Source organism: Allorhizocola rhizosphaerae (assembly GCF_003426775.1).
GTDB lineage: Bacteria > Actinomycetota > Actinomycetes > Mycobacteriales > Micromonosporaceae > Allorhizocola > Allorhizocola rhizosphaerae.
This window is the reverse complement of record NZ_QJUG01000196.1, coordinates 1-15,898: the sequence shown is the minus strand read 5'-3', so window position 1 is coordinate 15,898 and position 15,898 is coordinate 1. Positions and strand designations below refer to the sequence as shown.

Genomic DNA, 15,898 nt, shown 5'->3' with positions numbered 1-15,898 from the left:
ACCGGCGCGGGCGACCTTGCAGCGGGAGTCGCCTCGTTCCTGCGCACGCTCGCCACGCCGGCCCCGCAGCCCAAGGGCGACGCCGCCTGGCGGGCCGCCACCACCGAGCCGGGCGGCGACGCGACCCCCGCCGGGCACAACGGCGTGTCCCCTAGAAAGGCCGCGCCGAAGAAAGCCGCGCCGAAGCAGGCGGGCCCGAGGCCGGCGGACGCGGCAGGCAACGGGGCGCAGCCCAAAAAGGTGGTCAAGAAGGTCGTGAAGAAGGCGGTCAAGAAGGCAGCCCCCAGGGTCGAGGAAGGGTGACGGCGTGTCGCTGACGATCGGTGTGGACATCGGGGGCACGAAGGTGCTCGGAGGCGTCGTCGACCCGTCCGGGAAGGTCATCGAGACCTGCCGGCGACCGACGCCCGCCGACGATGTGGCCGCGACCCGTGACGTCATCGTCGAAGTGGTCAACGAGCTGGCCGCCAAGCATGAGGTCGAGGCGGTCGGCATCGGCGCGGCCGGCTGGATCGACGCCACGCGCTCGACCGTCCTGTTCGCGCCCAACCTGGCGTGGCGCGACGAGCCCCTGCGCGACTATGTGCAGGCGGGCGTCAAGGTGCCGGTCGTGGTGGAAAACGACGCCAACGTCGCGGCGTGGGCCGAGTTTCGCTATGGTGCGGCCGAGGACGCGGACGACTCGATGGTCATGTTCACCGTGGGCACGGGCATCGGCGGCGGGATCGTCCTGGGTGGACAGTTGCTGCGGGGCGCGCACGGCGTGGCCGCCGAGAACGGGCACATGCTTGCCGTGCCGGACGGGCAGCTGTGCGGGTGTGGCCGGCTGGGCTGTCTGGAGCAGTACGCGAGCGGCAACGCGCTCGTGCGCTACGCGCGGGCCGGGGCCGTGGCCATGCCCGAACGGGCGAAGCTGTTGCTGGAGCCCGCCGGGGGAGAGCCCGACGCTATCACCGGGCTGATGGTGACCGACGCGGCGCGGGCCGGCGACGAGGTCGCCGTCGAGGCGTTCGCGCAGATCGGCAGCTGGCTCGGCAAGGGCCTGGCCGACATCGTGCAGCTGCTCGACCCGCAGGTGGTCGTGGTCGGCGGGGGTGTCATCGACGCGGGCGAGCTGCTGATGGGCCCGACCCGACTGTCCTATCAGGAGGCTCTCGCGCAGCGCGCCCGGCTGCAGCACGCCGAACTGCGCCCGGCCCTGCTCGGCAACAACGCGGGCGTGATCGGAGCGGCGGACCTCGCGCGCACGTGAGCCCACGGATGTGGCGACGTTGCCTACACGCGGCGGCGTTTCGCCCGTCCGGGTGGTGCGGCGCCCGGAAACCACAGGCTGAGAGCGGCCGTCCTGGCGGCGGCGAACATGAGATGAATGAGTGGGCTCGCACGGGGGACGTGGCTTTACCCGGTACCAGAGGAAAAATAGCTTTTTTCTATGAGTACCGGAACGCCTGGCGCAGCGATAGGAATCCCTGAGCCCAGCCCACAACCCCCGCCCACGGCAGCGCCGCCGGTCCCGCAGGAACTGCTGGCCACGGCGAAGGAGGGGCTGGCAGCGCGGGAGCAGCAACCCAAGCGGGTCATCGTGATCGGCGGGGGCATGGCCGGGCTGGTGGCCGCGTTCGAGCTCGACCGGCAGGGCCACGAGCCGGTGGTGCTGGAGGCGCAAAACCGCGTCGGCGGAAGGGTTTATACGATGCGCGAGTTCGCGCCGGGCCTCTACGCGGAGGCGGGCGCGATGCGCATCCCCAAGGTGCACACGCTCACCCTCGAATATTGCAAGCTTTTCGGGCTGCGTATGCGCCCGTTCGTGATGAACAACAACCGGACGCTGCTGCACCTCGCCGGTCGCACGACCACCTTCGAGCAGGCCGACCTGCAACCGCAGGAGCTGCCGTTCGAGCTCGCCGAGCACGAGCGCGGCAAGACGTGGACCCAACTGTGGGACGAGTCGACACGCGACATTCGCGAGCTGCACGAGCGGTCGGGACAGGCGGGCTGGGATCAGATCATGCGTCAGTACGACCAGTATTCGCTGCGCGAGTTCCTGCAGTCCAAGGGCTGGTCCGAGGGCGCGATCGAGATGTACGCGGTCCTCAGCTTTCGCGAGCAGAACATGAACACCGCCGTGGTCGAGCAGTTCTTCGAGATCATCGGGCGGGCCTTTGAAGAGATGCAATTCATTGATGGGGGTACGGATTTACTCGCGCAGTCGTTCTACCGGCGCATCGAGGGACGGGTGCGGTTCGGGGCCGTCGTGCACGCGATCGAGCAGGACGAGCACGGGGTGACCGTGCACTATCGCAATCGCGGCGGGCACTATCAGGTGCACGGCGACTACGCGATCTGCACGCTGCCGTTCCCCGTGCTGAGCAACGTCGAGGTGACGCCCGCGCTGTCGCGCCAGAAGCGCCAGGCCATCCGGGAGCTGCGGTACAACGCGTCCACGAAGATCCTGTTCCAGGTGCGGCGGCGGTTCTGGGAGCAGGCGCCCTACCACATCGTGGGCGGGACGACGGCCACCGATCTGCCGATCCGGCGCATCGTCTATCCGTCCACTGTGGACTACGACACCGAGCGGGGTGTGTTGCTCGCCAGCTACACGTGGGGGCAGGACGCGCTTCGGTGGGGCTCGATGTCTGAGTCCGACCGGATCGAGCAGGCGCTGGAGGACGTGGCGAAGATCCACCCAGAGATCGTGGACGAGTTCGAGGTGGGCGCCTCGCATGCATGGTTCAACGACCCGTTCGCCGGGGGTGCTTTCGCGCAGTTCGAGCCGGGCCAGGTGACGCGGATGCAGGAGCACATCGTGGCGCCCGAGGGCCGGATCTGGTTCGCGGGCGAGCACTGCTCGCTGTACCACGCCTGGATTCAGGGAGCACTGGAGTCCGGCATCCGCGCAGCCCGCGAAATCCACGAAACCCCCACCCGGGTCCTCACCCCTTCCGGTTGATCATGAACTCACGTCCCTGTTCGACGAAGTGGGCGCGGTGGTGGGGGAAGGTGAGGTCGGCGGTGAGGGGGAGGTGGTCGCTGGATTGCACGGCCAAGGGCGTGTCGGCTACGAAGCAAGAATCGACGGTGATGCGGGGGTCGATGAGGAGCGCGTCGATGCGCCTGTCCGGTGAGCGGGCGGGGAAGGTGGGCGAGGAGCCCGGATCGGTCCGGCCGGACGCGAGCATCTGCCACGCGGGCCCGTCGGGGGTCTCGTTGAGGTCGGCGCCGAGGATTACGGGGTCGTGGAAGGAGTCCAGCGCGCGGAGCAACAGTGTCGCCTGCGCCTCCCGCTCTCTGTCGTGAGTGGACAGATGTGAACCGGAAACGACGAACGGGTCCGTACCGGGCACCGTGCAGCGGGCGAACGCCGCGCCGCGCATGTGCCTGCCCGGGGTCAGCGGGTAGCGGAGATGCCATGTGCTTTCGACCCGTACCCGCAATGTCGTCAAGATTAAGTTGCCTAAAGCGGGCAGGCCCCCGGCCGCGTAGTAGAGCCCGAACGAGTGGGCGAGCCGAGCGCACCTGGTGCGCCACCGCCACCGGCGCGGCGCCTCCTGGATGATCGCGATGTCGGGCTCCAGCTCCCGCATGAGCAAAGCCAGGGCACCAACGTCGTCGCGCAGCGAGTGCACGTTGTACGTGACGACACGAAGACCGATCCCCACGCCTATCGAGACTAGTGCCAGCAACGCCGCCACCACTGGACAATCCGGGCCAGGATCACCGAAGATGCCCAGGTGACTACATCGGGCTACAGCGACGGCTACGGTGATACCGGGCAGGCGACGGCGTGGCGGGACGGGCGGCCGGTGTATGACCGGGGCGACACGGTCTGCGTGATCGGGGCCGGGCCCAGCGGCCTGACGGCGATCAAGAATCTGAAGGAGGCCGGGTTCGGCGTCGACTGCTACGAGCGCGAGACGAGCGTCGGCGGCGGCTGGAACTACCGGCACGACCGCAGCCCGGTCTACGCGAGCACCCACCTGATCTCGTCGAAGCCGTTCACGCAGTTTCCCGATTTTCCGATGCCCGACGACTGGCCCGACTATCCGAAGCACACCCAGCTGCTGCAGTACTTCGAGCACTACGCCGACCATTTCGAGCTGCGCCCGCACATCTGGTTCGGCACCGAGGTGGTCAAGGTGGAGCCGACCGACCACGGCCGGTGGGACGTGACGACCCGCAGCACGGGCGGCTACGGCGGCGAGCGGATCCACCGCTACGCGGCCGTGGTGATCGCCAACGGGCACAACTGGTTTCCGCGCATGCCCGCCTATGACGGGCTCGACGGATACAAGGGCGAGCTGATCCACTCATCGTCCTATAAGGACGCCGCACAGCTGCGCGGTCGCAAGGTGCTCGTGGTTGGGGCGGGCAACACCGGCTGCGACATCGCGGTGGAGGCGGCGCAGCAGGCCAACCGGTGCTGGCACTCGACCCGGCGCGGATATTGGTACAGCCCGAAGTACGCGCTCGGCCGGCCCACCGATCAGGTCAACGACACGCTGCTGTGGCTGAGGCTGCCGCTGCGCCTGCGGCAGAGCCTCGCGGCACGCACGATCCGCTCGACGGTCGGCGACCTCGCGCGCTTCGGCCTGCCCCAGCCGGATCACAAGGTGTATGAGTCGCACCCGATCGTCAACAGCCTGCTGGTGTACTACCTCGGGCACGGTGCGATCCAACCGGTACCGGATATCAAGCAATTTCATCGAACTTCCGTGGAGCTGACCGACGGGCGGGAGATCGAGCCCGATCTCGTCGTCATGGCGACCGGATACCAACCCAGTTTCGAGTTCATCGATCCCGAGTTGCTGGGCATGACCGCCGACGGCAAGCCCCGCCTGGCCATGCACGCCTTCCCCAAGCGGCTGCCCACGCTCATGGTGGCGGGCCTGCTGCAGCCGGACTCGGGCGTGTTCCCGTTGGTGCACTGGCAGGTGGTCACGTTCGCGCGGCTGCTGCGCCTGCGCGACACGGCACCGGCCAAGGCGGCCGCCGTGTTCCGTCAGCTCGACTCCGAAGCGGACAAGCGCTGGACCGACGCCAAGGTGCGTGGCACGGCGCGGCACTGGTTCGAGGTCAGTCACATCAGCTATCTCAAGGGCATCGAACGCCTGCTGCAGGAGGCAACAGCGTGATAAAGGTGTTGCGGCAGAAGGAGTGGGCGTTCCCCGTCCCGGCGGCCAAGCGTGAGGTGTTGCGAGCGACGCCCGAGCTCGACGAGGGCAAGCCGCCCGTGTTGTTCGTGCCCGGGTTCGGCCATGGCGCATGGGTTTACCACGAGCACTGGCTGGAGCATGCGGCCGATCGTGGCTTCCCTGCCTATGCCATGAGCTTGCGCGACAACAAAGACGCGACGTTGCGTGCCTACGCCCACGACGTGGCACAGGTCGCGGCCAGCCTGCCCAAGCGCGCGGTTATCGTGGCCCATGGCGCGGGCGCTTTGGCTGCGGCCCATGCGCTGGCGCGCTATCCGGCACGGGCTGCCGTGCTTATGGCTCCCGTGTTCGGCGGCGTCGGGACGGCCCTTCGAAACCCCTTCATCTGCCTGCCCGCGCTCTTCGGCGGCCGGCTGCGGCTTCCCGCGTCCCAGCTTTTTTCCAGGGAGGTACCAGCCAGCGTCGCCCGCGGTTACGCCAAGCGCCTCGGCCGTGCCTCAAGCAAGGCGCAGTGGCAGCTGTTGCGCGGCCGCGCGCCCGAAGACCCGGTCGGCGATCCGCCAGTGCTCGTGGTCGGCAGCCCCGACGACCGGATCGTGCCAGACTCGGCCGTGCGCAAGGTGGCCCGGCGCTACGGAGGCGCGCCGCTTCTGTTCCCGGGCATGGGCCACGATCTGATGCTCGATGCCCGTTGGCGCGAACCGATCGACGCGATCCTCGATTGGCTGGACAAATCGTGAGTGCAACCTTCACCCCCGCTCGGGCGTCGTCCTTCATGTGCATCGACGACAACTATTCGGCGTATGTCTAGCCGCTCTAGCCACAGCGGCGTGCGACGCCGCAACTAAGGAGTCCGCGCAGACCCCCGGTCTGCTCCCGCGCGGCACCACCGTCACGAAGGTCAAGGCCACCCGGCAGACCCTCACCAACCGGGTGAGCTTGACCGGCAAGGTGACGCTCAACCCGGTCTTCGGTCTGGAGGCCCCGGCCGACGGGCAGGTCCGCTACGTCGACGTGACGCCACCGACCACGACCCCGACCAAGCCGACGCGGGTCGCGGCGGTCGTGGCCAAGGGCAACAAGCGGCACAACATCGACGTGCCCGCCGGTGCGGTCTTCCTCAACCGGCTGGCCGACGACCGGTCGACCGTGACCGCGGGCACGCCCATCGTCTCGGCCAAGCACGTCGGCTACGGCATCGTGGCCGACATCGACGGTGCGCAGGCCTATAAGATCGCGGGCTCGATCGGTTCGGTGCAGGCGCAGATCCAGGGCGGTCCCGGCCCGTTCGCGTGCAGCGTGCTCGGCACGATCAACGCGCTGCCGCAACAGGACCAGCAACAGCAGCAGCAAAACGACCAGCAGGCGGCCACGGGCATGAAGCTGGTGTGCATCCCGCCCACCGGGGTCAAGATGATCAATGGTGCGGGTGCCACGCTGGAGGTGGTCACCGAGACCGCAGCCAACGCGCTGGTGCTCCCGGTGGAGGCGGTGGCGGGCACCCAGGGAAAGGGTCAGGTCGACATCGTGCTGCCCGACGGCACGCGCCAGACGCGCGAGGTCGTGCTCGGGCTCACCGACGGTCGCGTGATCGAAATCAAGTCGGGCCTGACCGGTGATGAAGACGTCGCCGTCCCCGGGCCCAACCTGAACGTGCCGCCGCAGGGGCCGGGCGGCCCGATCCCGGCGGACAAGTTCCCGGTCCCCGTGAGGTCCAAGTGATCCCGCTGGTGCGCCTGAGCGGAATCACCAAATCGTTGCAGGGCAACCAGATCCTGACCGGGGTGGACCTGACCGTCCACAGTGGAGAGGCCATCGCCGTGCTCGGCCGCTCCGGCTCCGGCAAGAGCACGCTGCTGAGCCTGATCGGGCTGTTCGACCGGCCCGACGGCGGCAGCTACCTGCTGGGCGAGCGCAACATCACGCGCCTGCCAGAGCGCAGGGCGGCCGCCCTGCGCAGCGCCGAGTTCGGGTTCGTTTTCCAGCGCTTCTTCCTGCTCAAGCACCTGACGGCGGCGCAAAACGTGGCCATGGCGTTGGTCAACGGGCAGGGCTGGCTGCCGCGCCGCAAGCGCAGGGCGAAGGTGATGGCCGCCCTGGACCGGGTCGGCATCGCGCATCTGGCCAAACACCGGCCGCCCCGGCTGTCCGGCGGCGAACAGCAGCGGGTCGCGATCGCGCGGGCGCTGGTGCGCGAACCGCGCATGCTGCTGGCCGACGAGCCGACCGGCGCGCTGGACACCGAGACCGGCAACCTCGTGATCGACGTGTTGCACGAGGCGACCAAGGAGGGATGCGGGCTGGTGCTCGTGACACACGACTGGGAGCACGCCAACCGGATGGACCGCGTGTTGCGCCTGTCCGAGGGTCAACTGGGGGAGGCGCGGTGATCCGGCTGAAGGGGCGCCTGCGGTCGGCGCTCATCATTGGGCTGCAAGGGATCCGGGCACGCAAGCTGCGCACGTTGCTGTCCATCATGAGCCTGTTCCTCGGCGTGCTCGCGGTGGTCGTCGTGCAGGCCGCGTCCGAGACCGCCCGGCGGGCCGCGCTCGGCGAAACCGAGCTGACCATGGGCAAGGACGGCACCCTGCAGATGTACGTGCCGACGGAGGGCAAGGCGCTGGAGACCGCGCTCGACACGGTCAAGGACAGGCCCGACGTGGTCGCGACCACCGACATGTCGGCCATCATCGGCGAGCCCAAGGTGACGCCGATCAATCGGGGTGGCATGCCGTTCGCGGCGGTCGCCGAGGGCCAGGGCGGGCCGAGGCTTACCAGACCCGACGGCGGCGAGTTCATCTGCGGCCCACGGGGCTGTTATCCGATCGGGCAAAAGGAGTCGTCGCTGCCGGAGACCCCTGGGCAGGCCATCGAACTGCGGCTGAGCGCGATGACCGGCGATGTGCGGCAGTTCAAGCCGTTCCGCCAGCAGAGCGGGCAGTGGCTGGACTTCGCCTCGGCGGCGTCGCTCGCGCCCCGGATCGTGCTCAACAAGGAGGCGGCCAAGTTCTTCGGCACGTATGCGGTACCGGCTGAAATGAGAATCTCGGGTGCGACCGCCAACATGACCCCACAGATCCTCGGGGTGGTCGATGACGGGATCGGCGAACCGCGGGCCTATGTGCGCATGGACGAGCTGCAAAACTGGCTGCCCGCCGAGCAGTTGCGGCAGGGAGGGACGGGACTGCAACTGCTGATGGAGCCGCACGCCACCGACGTCATGCAGATCCTCAAAACCCGCTTGGCGGCAAGCGGACTCGAGTTCGCGCAGCAACTGCGCGCCGAGCCGGTCGACTCGCGCGAGCGCGTGGCCGACCAGCTGGCGCTGATCCGCTGGGTGTTCCTCGGCATGGCCGGGCTGGTGCTGCTGATCGGCGTGGCCGGGATCCTCAACGTGGGCCTCGCCACGGTCGGCGAGCGGGTCGAGGAGTTCGCGCTGCGCCGGGCCGTCGGCACGTCGCGTTCCCTGCTGGCCGGGATCGTCCTGGCCGAAACCCTGCTGACCGGGCTGCTGACCGCGGGCGCGGCCATCGGCACGGGCATGCTGGCACTCAACTACGTGGGTCGATATCTGGGCAAGGTGCACCCGGTGCTGGCCACGACGGAGTTCCCGTGGCAGGCAGGCGTCGCGGGAGTCGTCGCGGGCCTGATCGCCGGGCTGCTCGGCGGGCTCATCCCGGCGCTGCGGGCCGCACGCATCCCGATCGCGACCGTCATGCGCGCTTGAATTCTTTGCGCGTGCAAAGCAACGCGGGCGGGCTCGCCTGAAGGCGGCATCTTCCCTCCCCATCTTGAAGGCAAGGACCGGCTTCTCCGAATCGCGATGTGGCGGCCGAAGGCCCACATCTCCGAGCCGGAATTGCCCGAGCACCTTCAAGATCGGGCAGGCCGGATGCCGCCGCGAGCCCGCGGTTTTACACGACGGCGCCGTCGTCGCTGGGCGGGTCGTCATCGGGCCCGCCCGGCCGCAGCCGCATGATGAGCGCGGCCGCGCCACCGAACACCAGGCACAGCCCGAGCACCATGCTCACCCCGCCGGCGACCGGCAGCAGCGTGCGGTCCATGAACAGCACAAACCCGGCCACGATGGCGAGCACGGAGAACACCGCGGCGAACGGGACGCGCGGCAGGGGCGGCGGCGGCGGCGGGACGTATTTGTCGTCGGGCCCGTCAGGCAGGCCGGCCCCGAACGTGTCCAAGCCGTCGAGCAGCGTCGGCTCGTTCAGCACCGGACCCGTGGCAGGCCAGAGCGGCCCCTGCTGCGGTTGCGCCGGCGGGGGCTGCTTACCGTCTTCGTCGTCGTCCGGCCAGCTGGGCACGGCGTCGAACCCAGCGACAATCTTCGCGAACTCTGCGTCGATGTGGTCGGCCGGCTGCTGATCTTCCCTCTCAGGGCCTGGCACCGGTCCAGTCTGACACGCGAAACGGGCGTGCGGCAGTAGGCTGACCAACGTCCCTACTACCCCGGGGTGGCTCTTAGTGATCTACTGGCTGCTCAAGTACATCTTCCTGGGTCCATGGCTGCGGCTGATCTTCCGCCCACAGATCGAGGGGCTGCGTCACGTCCCCTCCCGCGGTCCCGCGATCCTGGCCGGCAACCATCTGTCGTTTTCGGACTCGATCTTCATGCCGCTGGTGGTGCGGCGCCGGGTCACCTTTGTGGCCAAGGCGGAATACTTCACCGGCAAGGGCATCAAGGGCTGGCTGACAAAACAATTTTTCCTTAGTACCGGGTGCATCCCCGTGGATCGCACCGGAGGCGACGCCGCCAAGGCCGCGCTCGACACCCTGCTGCGGGTGCTGCGCGAGGGCGATCTGGCCGGCATCTACCCCGAGGGCACGCGCTCGCCCGACGGCCGGCTCTACCGCGGCAAGACCGGTGTCGCCCGGCTCGCGCTCGAAAGCGGCGCGCCCGTGATCCCGGTGGCCATGCTCAACTCGGACATCATCCAGCCGACCGGCAAGCTGATCCCGAAGGTGATGCGAGTCAAGATCCGCTTCGGCAGGCCGATGGACTTCTCGCGCTACGCCGACCGGCTCGGCGACCGCCTGGTCGAGCGGGCCATCACCGACGAGATCATGTACGAGCTGATGGAGCTGTCCGGCCGCGAGTACGTCGACGTCTACGCGCAGAAAATCAAGGAGCAGACAACAGCCACGCCGCATTATTCACCCGTGCAAACTCCCGCAATTGGTTGAGCTCGGCGTCGGGCAGATGCCCGGCCCGCGCGGCCCACGCCCACGACAGCGCCTGGTCGCTCTTGTCACCGATCCGGCCGAAGATGTCGGCGGCCGTGAGATGGTCACCGTCGACCGTGGCGATGGCCGCCTCGACCCAGACCGTGCGCCGGGGAGCGAGCTCGAACATGCCCTGGATCTGTCGCTGGGCCTCGCCGCCCACCAGGTGCGCGGCGTGGCCCGCGGCCACCGCCCACTCGCAGAACGGCAACGAGATCGCCGCCCGGAAGTCGGCGTCCAATTCGGACAGCAGCTCGGCCGCCTCCCGCATGCGGTCCTGCAGTGCGCGATAGAGCGCGATGTTGGCCACGGCGCTGCGCAGCGGGCGGTGGAACCCGCTGTGCCGCGCGGAGTTCAGCAGGCTCATCACCGCGTCGTCGTTGGGCTCCTCACCGCGGATCACCTGTAGCCACGCGGTGGTGAGCACGGCGTTGGGATCCCACTGCGCACTGGGCAGGCGCATGGTCTTGTTGGTCTCGGAGATCTGGCGCCGCCAGTCGCCGGAGAAGTATGCCAGGTCGGCGCCGCTGTCCGGAGTCGCGATCACATTGGCGTTGCCGTTGAGCGTCTGGCACTCGTCGAGCAGCTGGGCGTAGCGGGCGAGGTCACCGTCTTCCATCATGGCCCACGCGAGGTTGAGCATGGCCCGCCGGCTGCTGCTCAGCCGTTGCTCGCGGCAGTGCTTGGTGATCGCCGCGAGCTCGGTCAGGCCGCCGGGGGCTCCCGCCAGGAAGCGCGCGGCCGCCGAGGTGATCCGGGCGTCGGCGTTGACCTCCGCGAGCGCGAGCCGCCCGGCGATGTCGGCGGCCGCCTCGGCCGCGGCGATCGCGGGCGGCGTCTCATAGTTGACCATGTGCACCCGGGCCAGCTCCAGCAGCGCCTCGGCCTGTTCGATGCTCTCGGGCAGCGACTCGTAACGGTTCACCGCCTGATCGAGATATGACAGCGCGGTGGCCCGGTCCGCCCGCGCCCACGCCGCCGTGCCCAGCAGGGTCAGGGCCCGCGCCTCGGCGCTGTGGTCGCCGGCCTGCATCAGCTGCTCGGCCAGCGCCTCAAGCTTGGCCATGCCCCCGTCGGCGAGGAAGGTGTCACCGTCGCGGCGCAGCGCGAGCTCCGCGGCGAGCAGGTCGAGCACCGGATCGTCGTCGAGCTTGAGCCCGATCGCGCGATCCACCGCGATGATCGCCGCATCGATCGCGCCCAGCGCGTAGGCCCGGCGGGCCGCCCGGTGCAGCGCCGCCCGCGCCGCCGGAGCGTATGGCATCGAGTCCAGCCCGATGGTGCGGCTGATCTCGTGCGCCGCCCAGCGGTGGTTGGCGATGACCTCGGCCAGGTCGTTGGTGCGATCGTCCACAAGCGACTCCAGCCAGTCGGCCGCGTGCGAGTGGTGGGTGACCCGTTGCGCCCGGGGGAGTCGCTGATAGCAGACGTCGCGCACGAGCACGTGCCGGAAGCCGTACTCCACCTGGCCCGCCATTGCCGAGACGGGCACCTCGCTGACCAGATCGCGCTGTTGCAGCCGCTGCAGCGAGCGGTTCACCATGTCGACCGTCATGCCCAGCACGGCCGCGATCGCGCCGGGCCAGAAGTGGATGCCGACCACGGCCGCGGCCTGCAGCACCGCGCGATCGGTCTGGTCGAGCAGATCGATGCGGTTGGAGATGACCGCCTGCACGGTCAGCGGCATCTGCGCACGGTCGGGATCGCTGAGCGTCCACGTGAGGCCGACCTGGCGCAGCTCGCCCTTTTCCATAAGCATGCGCACGAACTCGTGCGCGTAGAGCGGATTGCCGCCGGCCAGCTCGACCAGCGGCTTGATGCTGTCCTCGGCGAACACCGCCTGCCCGGCCATCAGCTCGTAGAGCGTGGTGATGTGCTCGTCGGGCATGGGCCCCAGCGACATCGACACGGCGCCGGTGACCGCGCTCGTCCAATCCGGACGGCGCTCGCGCAGCTCCGGCCGCGCGGTCGCGATGATCAGCAGCGGCAGCCCCTTGCCCAGGCTGCCGAGCATCTCCACCAGCTGCAGCATCTTCTGGTCGGCCCAGTGCATGTCCTCGAACACCAGCACGGTCGGGCCGGCCGACGCCATGGCGATCAGGAACCGCCGCCAGGCCTGCTCGTGCTCCTCCGGCTTGAGCCCGGTGGTCGGCAGGCCCACCAGCGGGCCCAGCGCCTCGGTCAGCCGCGCGGCCTCACGCGGCGTCGTGATCGCCTGCAGCGCGTTGTCCAGTCTGGACCGGACCGTCGGCTGGTCGTCAGTGTCGAGGATGCCCAACTCCGCCTTGACGATCTCGGCCAGGGCCGCGTAGGTCACATTCTCACCGAACGGCGGGCAGTGGCCGATGCGCCACTTCACCTTGCCGTCGTGCCGGCGGCGCGCGTGGCGGGCGAGCTCGCGCAGCAGCCGGCTCTTGCCGATGCCCGCCGGTCCGAAGATCGTGATGAGCTGGGTCCTGTTGTCATGGATGGTACGGTTCAGGGCCGTGGTGAGCAGGCCGCGCTCGTGCTCGCGATCCACCATCGGGGTCGACTCGTCGCGATGGCGTCGGTGCAGGCGCGCCGACACCGCCAGGAACAGCCGTTTGGGCGTGCTGCGGCCGCGCAGGGTCAGCGAGGGCTGCTCCACATATTCGACCTCGTGCTGCGTCGCGTTGGCCGTGACATCGCACACCAGCACGCCCCCCTCGGGCGCGACGGTCTGCATCCGCGAGGCGGTGATCACGACGTCGCCGGAGGCCATCGCCTGCCCGCCATCGCGCATCGCGGCCAGGTCGACCAGGGCCTCGCCCGTGGCGATCCCCACGCGGAACGTGGCGAACTGGCCCAGCCGGCCGTGGCTGAGCACGCGCTGCGCCTCAAGGCCCGCCCGCACGGCCCGCAGCGCGTCGTCCTCGGTCGCGATCGGCGCACCGAAGACGGCCATCACCGCGTCGCCGATGTATTTCTCCAGAATCCCGCCGTACTGGTGGATCACCTCGCGCACGGTGAGGAAGTACTCCCTTTGCACGGTCCGGACCTGTTCCGGGTCGGCCAGCTCGGAAAACGAGGTGAACCCGGCCATGTCGATGAACAGCACGCTGATCCGCCGGCGGTCCTCGTTGTTCACCACGACCGGTGCGGAGCCGACCTGCTGCCCGCATGACGTGCAGAAGGCGGCGTCAAGCGTGAGCGACCGTCCACAGTGGAGACAGCTCTGCGTCAACGCGGAACCACAGCCGCCACAGAACCTGTCGTCTGGCCCGGCCACACGTGCGCATTTCGTGCAGGTAGGGTTGCTCACATCTCCACCAGGTCGTCTGGGGATTCAGTATCTCCTACCGGGGCTCATCCGGGTACATCGGCCGTGTTGCTGTAGCGAAGCCGACAAGGGACTTTCCCTACAGGGCCACCCGGCTAGAGTTTCGTGGCACGGATCGCCATTGGACCATGGAGGCGCGTGCGATGTTGGTACGGCTGGCAACCGCCTGGATCGACCCGGCGGGTGGGGTTCACGGCGCCGGTGAACATATCGACGTCGATGCGATCACTTTGGCTGAACTAGAAGAACAGGGGATTGTGGAGACAATGACCGAGCCCACCAAAGAGAAAGACCCTTACCAGGGGCCGACCGGCGTCGAGCCGCAGACGTCCGACTACCAGGGACCGACCGGCTCCGAGCCCGACGACGACGGCGACTACCAGGGCCCGACCGACGACACCACCGGCGGCGGCGGCAATTGAGCTGAATCTTCAGCAGCGGTTAGGGCCGGACCACTTCGTGGCCGGCCCTAACCGCGCTCTGTTGCCGCAGCGGTTGGGCCCGGATCGCTCCGCGCCCGGCCCCAACCGCGCCAAGAGCACGGCTTCGCCTGAAGGAACCAAACCCGCGGGGGTGACGCGGGCCGCGCCCGGCTTCGACCGCGCAAGAGCACGGCTTCGCCTGAAGGAACCAAACCCGCAGGGGTGACGCGGGGGGTCGCGCGGGCGATTAGCGGTCGGTCATGCCGGCGCGGCGGCGTAGCGCGGGCACGTCCATCACCACGATGCGCCGGCCCTCGGTGCGCAGCCAGCCGCGGCTGGCGAACGAGCCGATGGCCTGGTTGACGCTTTGCCGCGAGCCGCCGGCCATCTCCGCGAGCTGGCTCTGGTTCAGCTCAATCGTGATCATCGGAGCCTGGCTCTCGCCCGCGAGCCGCACCAGGGTCTTGGCCACCCGGCCGGGCAGGTCGAGGAACACGTGGTCGGCGTTTTGCTCGGTCAGGCGCCGGATCAGCGAGCCGAGCGAGCGCATGACCGCGTCGAGGATTCGCGGGTTGGAGTGGATCAGTTCCATGAACGCGCCGCGCGACAGCGACAGGGCCGAGCAGTCCTCCAGCGCCTCGGCGGACAGCGACCTGGCCGAACCGTCCAACAGCGACACCTCGCCGAGCACCTCCGGCGGGCGCATCACGCTGAGCACGGCCCGCTCACCAGTGGGCGAGGTGCGGAAGACCGCGACCGACCCTCGCTTCAGGACGATCAAGGATTCACCCGGATCGTTCTCGACAAATAGCAGCTGCCCCTTGCGGAATTGGCGTGGCACGGCCGCCGCGATCACCCGCTGCCTGATCTCGGGTTCGAGCCCCGCGAACAAATCCACACCGGTCAGAGCGTCTGCCGGCTCTGGATTGCGTATCTCCACCGCCATCCCTTTCGTGCATTGATTCCCCACACGCCAGTCAGATCATTGCTTGACCTGGTAGTCGGCGTCTACCCCAAGCGCTTATGCGATCGCGCGACCGCCGACACATCGTACGGGTGCCGTGCTGACGGCCGTCGTGCCATAATCCGCGCGTGCTGGCTGACGATACGGTCCGCGCGGCAGTTCGCACCCCTTGGGAGCGTCGGCCGGACGGATGCACTCGCCTGGCCGGAGGGATGAATCCGCCCGCCTTTGCGCCGCCCCCGGCCGCGCGCTCACCTAGCGAAGGCACGGCCACACGAACAGCGACGGCAGGTGGCGGTCGGGTCGGGTGCCGGCCGGCGGTCGGGCCTCGTTGCCCCGGCCGATCAGCATAACGCGGCCGCCAGCCGGCGCACGGCACGCCATGTTCACGATAAATTCACCCATCCGGGCGTCACCGCGCTGTTCGCTCCTCGACGGACCGCCTGAGGTGATCCAAAACCAGTGGATCTATTTTTCCGGGTACCAGACGCTCCTCCAGGTTTTCCACCCCGGCCCAGTCGGCCAGGGCATCGTCCAAATCGGACTCTACCCGAAGCAGCGCCCGCACCTCATCGGCGAGTTCGCCCTCCAGTGGCAGCAGCGTCGCCGGGTCGGCCCTGTCAAACAGCAGCGAGTGCACGTCGAGCAGCCGGGCCAGCTCGCCGCACGGGTCGGTGTGGTCGTCCACGCGCAGATCGACCGCGACGTCGCTCGTGCCGCCGTAACCCTTGCCGGGCTCGACCACGAGCACGGCCGCGCTCTGCCGCCCGCGCCGGTCGCCGCCCGCCTCGTCGCCGGCGCGCAGCGCCGCGAGCAGCCG

General features: G+C 69.0%; 14 protein-coding genes and 1 pseudogene. 10 read left to right on the top strand and 5 right to left on the bottom strand.

From position 1 onward, the window contains the following. From DM816_RS31685 to DM816_RS31675, 3 genes and pseudogenes are all read left to right on the top strand, one after another. Positions 1-303, top strand: a pseudogene (locus DM816_RS31685) (hypothetical protein); the annotation flags it as partial. A 4-nt stretch (positions 304-307) separates the two neighbouring features. Continuing rightward, a complete protein-coding gene (locus DM816_RS31680; protein ID WP_117214049.1) occupies positions 308-1,252 on the top strand; it encodes an ROK family glucokinase in 945 nt (314 codons plus the stop codon). A gap of 180 nt (positions 1,253-1,432) precedes the next feature. Further along, positions 1,433-2,950: a flavin monoamine oxidase family protein gene (locus DM816_RS31675; RefSeq protein WP_117214048.1), complete on the top strand. Its 1,518-nt coding sequence runs from the start codon at positions 1,433-1,435 to the stop codon at positions 2,948-2,950. On the opposite strand, the gene DM816_RS31670 is transcribed toward DM816_RS31675, so the two are convergent. Further along, on the bottom strand, positions 2,934-3,665 hold the full coding sequence (locus DM816_RS31670; protein WP_425455296.1) for an endonuclease/exonuclease/phosphatase family protein: 732 nt from the start codon (positions 3,663-3,665) through the stop codon (positions 2,934-2,936). The two genes, DM816_RS31675 and DM816_RS31670, sit on opposite strands and share 17 nt — an antisense overlap. A 66-nt stretch (positions 3,666-3,731) precedes the next feature. On the opposite strand from DM816_RS31670, the gene DM816_RS31665 reads away from it, so the two are divergent. From DM816_RS31665 to DM816_RS31645, 5 genes are read left to right on the top strand one after another with little or no spacing between them, the layout of a single operon-like run. Next, complete coding sequence (locus DM816_RS31665; RefSeq protein WP_117214046.1) at positions 3,732-5,132, top strand: flavin-containing monooxygenase; 1,401 nt, start codon at positions 3,732-3,734, stop codon at positions 5,130-5,132. Beyond that, on the top strand, positions 5,129-5,893 hold the full coding sequence (locus tag DM816_RS31660; RefSeq protein WP_425455295.1) for an alpha/beta hydrolase: 765 nt from the start codon (positions 5,129-5,131) through the stop codon (positions 5,891-5,893). Before DM816_RS31665 ends, DM816_RS31660 begins: the two co-directional genes overlap by 4 nt. 37 nt (positions 5,894-5,930) lie before the next feature. Continuing rightward, positions 5,931-6,875: a permuted SH3 domain-containing protein gene (locus DM816_RS31655; protein ID WP_117214045.1), complete on the top strand. Its 945-nt coding sequence runs from the start codon at positions 5,931-5,933 to the stop codon at positions 6,873-6,875. After that, positions 6,872-7,543, top strand: a complete 672-nt coding sequence (locus DM816_RS31650; RefSeq protein WP_117214044.1) for an ABC transporter ATP-binding protein — start codon at positions 6,872-6,874, stop codon at positions 7,541-7,543. The genes DM816_RS31655 and DM816_RS31650 overlap by 4 nt, the downstream gene beginning before the upstream one ends. After that, on the top strand, positions 7,540-8,880 hold the full coding sequence (locus DM816_RS31645) for an ABC transporter permease (protein ID WP_117214043.1): 1,341 nt from the start codon (positions 7,540-7,542) through the stop codon (positions 8,878-8,880). Before DM816_RS31650 ends, DM816_RS31645 begins: the two co-directional genes overlap by 4 nt. A gap of 187 nt (positions 8,881-9,067) precedes the next feature. Here the strand turns inward: DM816_RS31645 and DM816_RS31640 are convergent, their stop codons facing one another. Continuing rightward, positions 9,068-9,556 carry a hypothetical protein gene (locus DM816_RS31640; RefSeq protein WP_117214042.1) on the bottom strand — a complete coding sequence of 163 codons (489 nt, stop codon included), beginning with the start codon at positions 9,554-9,556 and terminating at the stop codon, positions 9,068-9,070. A 76-nt stretch (positions 9,557-9,632) separates the two neighbouring features. Here DM816_RS31640 and DM816_RS31635 point away from each other — a divergent pair, with 76 nt between their 5' ends. Further along, on the top strand, positions 9,633-10,352 hold the full coding sequence (locus tag DM816_RS31635) for a lysophospholipid acyltransferase family protein (protein WP_117214041.1): 720 nt from the start codon (positions 9,633-9,635) through the stop codon (positions 10,350-10,352). Here DM816_RS31635 and DM816_RS31630 read toward each other — a convergent pair. Then, complete coding sequence (locus DM816_RS31630) at positions 10,291-13,674, bottom strand: adenylate/guanylate cyclase domain-containing protein (protein ID WP_117214040.1); 3,384 nt, start codon at positions 13,672-13,674, stop codon at positions 10,291-10,293. The two genes, DM816_RS31635 and DM816_RS31630, sit on opposite strands and share 62 nt — an antisense overlap. A gap of 161 nt (positions 13,675-13,835) precedes the next feature. On the opposite strand from DM816_RS31630, the gene DM816_RS31625 reads away from it, so the two are divergent. Then, positions 13,836-14,114: a hypothetical protein gene (locus DM816_RS31625; RefSeq protein WP_162908041.1), complete on the top strand. Its 279-nt coding sequence runs from the start codon at positions 13,836-13,838 to the stop codon at positions 14,112-14,114. Between the two features lie 247 nt (positions 14,115-14,361). On the opposite strand, the gene DM816_RS31620 is transcribed toward DM816_RS31625, so the two are convergent. Together DM816_RS31620 and DM816_RS31615 are read right to left on the bottom strand one after the other, a co-directional pair. Then, complete coding sequence (locus tag DM816_RS31620) at positions 14,362-15,054, bottom strand: Crp/Fnr family transcriptional regulator (RefSeq protein WP_117214050.1); 693 nt, start codon at positions 15,052-15,054, stop codon at positions 14,362-14,364. Between the two features lie 436 nt (positions 15,055-15,490). Next, on the bottom strand, positions 15,491-15,898 hold a 408-nt coding region (locus DM816_RS31615; RefSeq protein WP_117214038.1), incomplete at its 5' end, for a DUF1028 domain-containing protein.

What these genes read in the sequence shown, in the direction of transcription:
- DM816_RS31675 (WP_117214048.1), top strand. Translation starts at nt 1,433, where the DNA reads ATGAGTACCGGAACGCCTGGCGCAGCGATAGGAATCCCTGAGCCCAGC.
- DM816_RS31625 (WP_162908041.1), top strand. Translation starts at nt 13,836, where the DNA reads ATGTTGGTACGGCTGGCAACCGCCTGGATCGACCCGGCGGGTGGGGTT.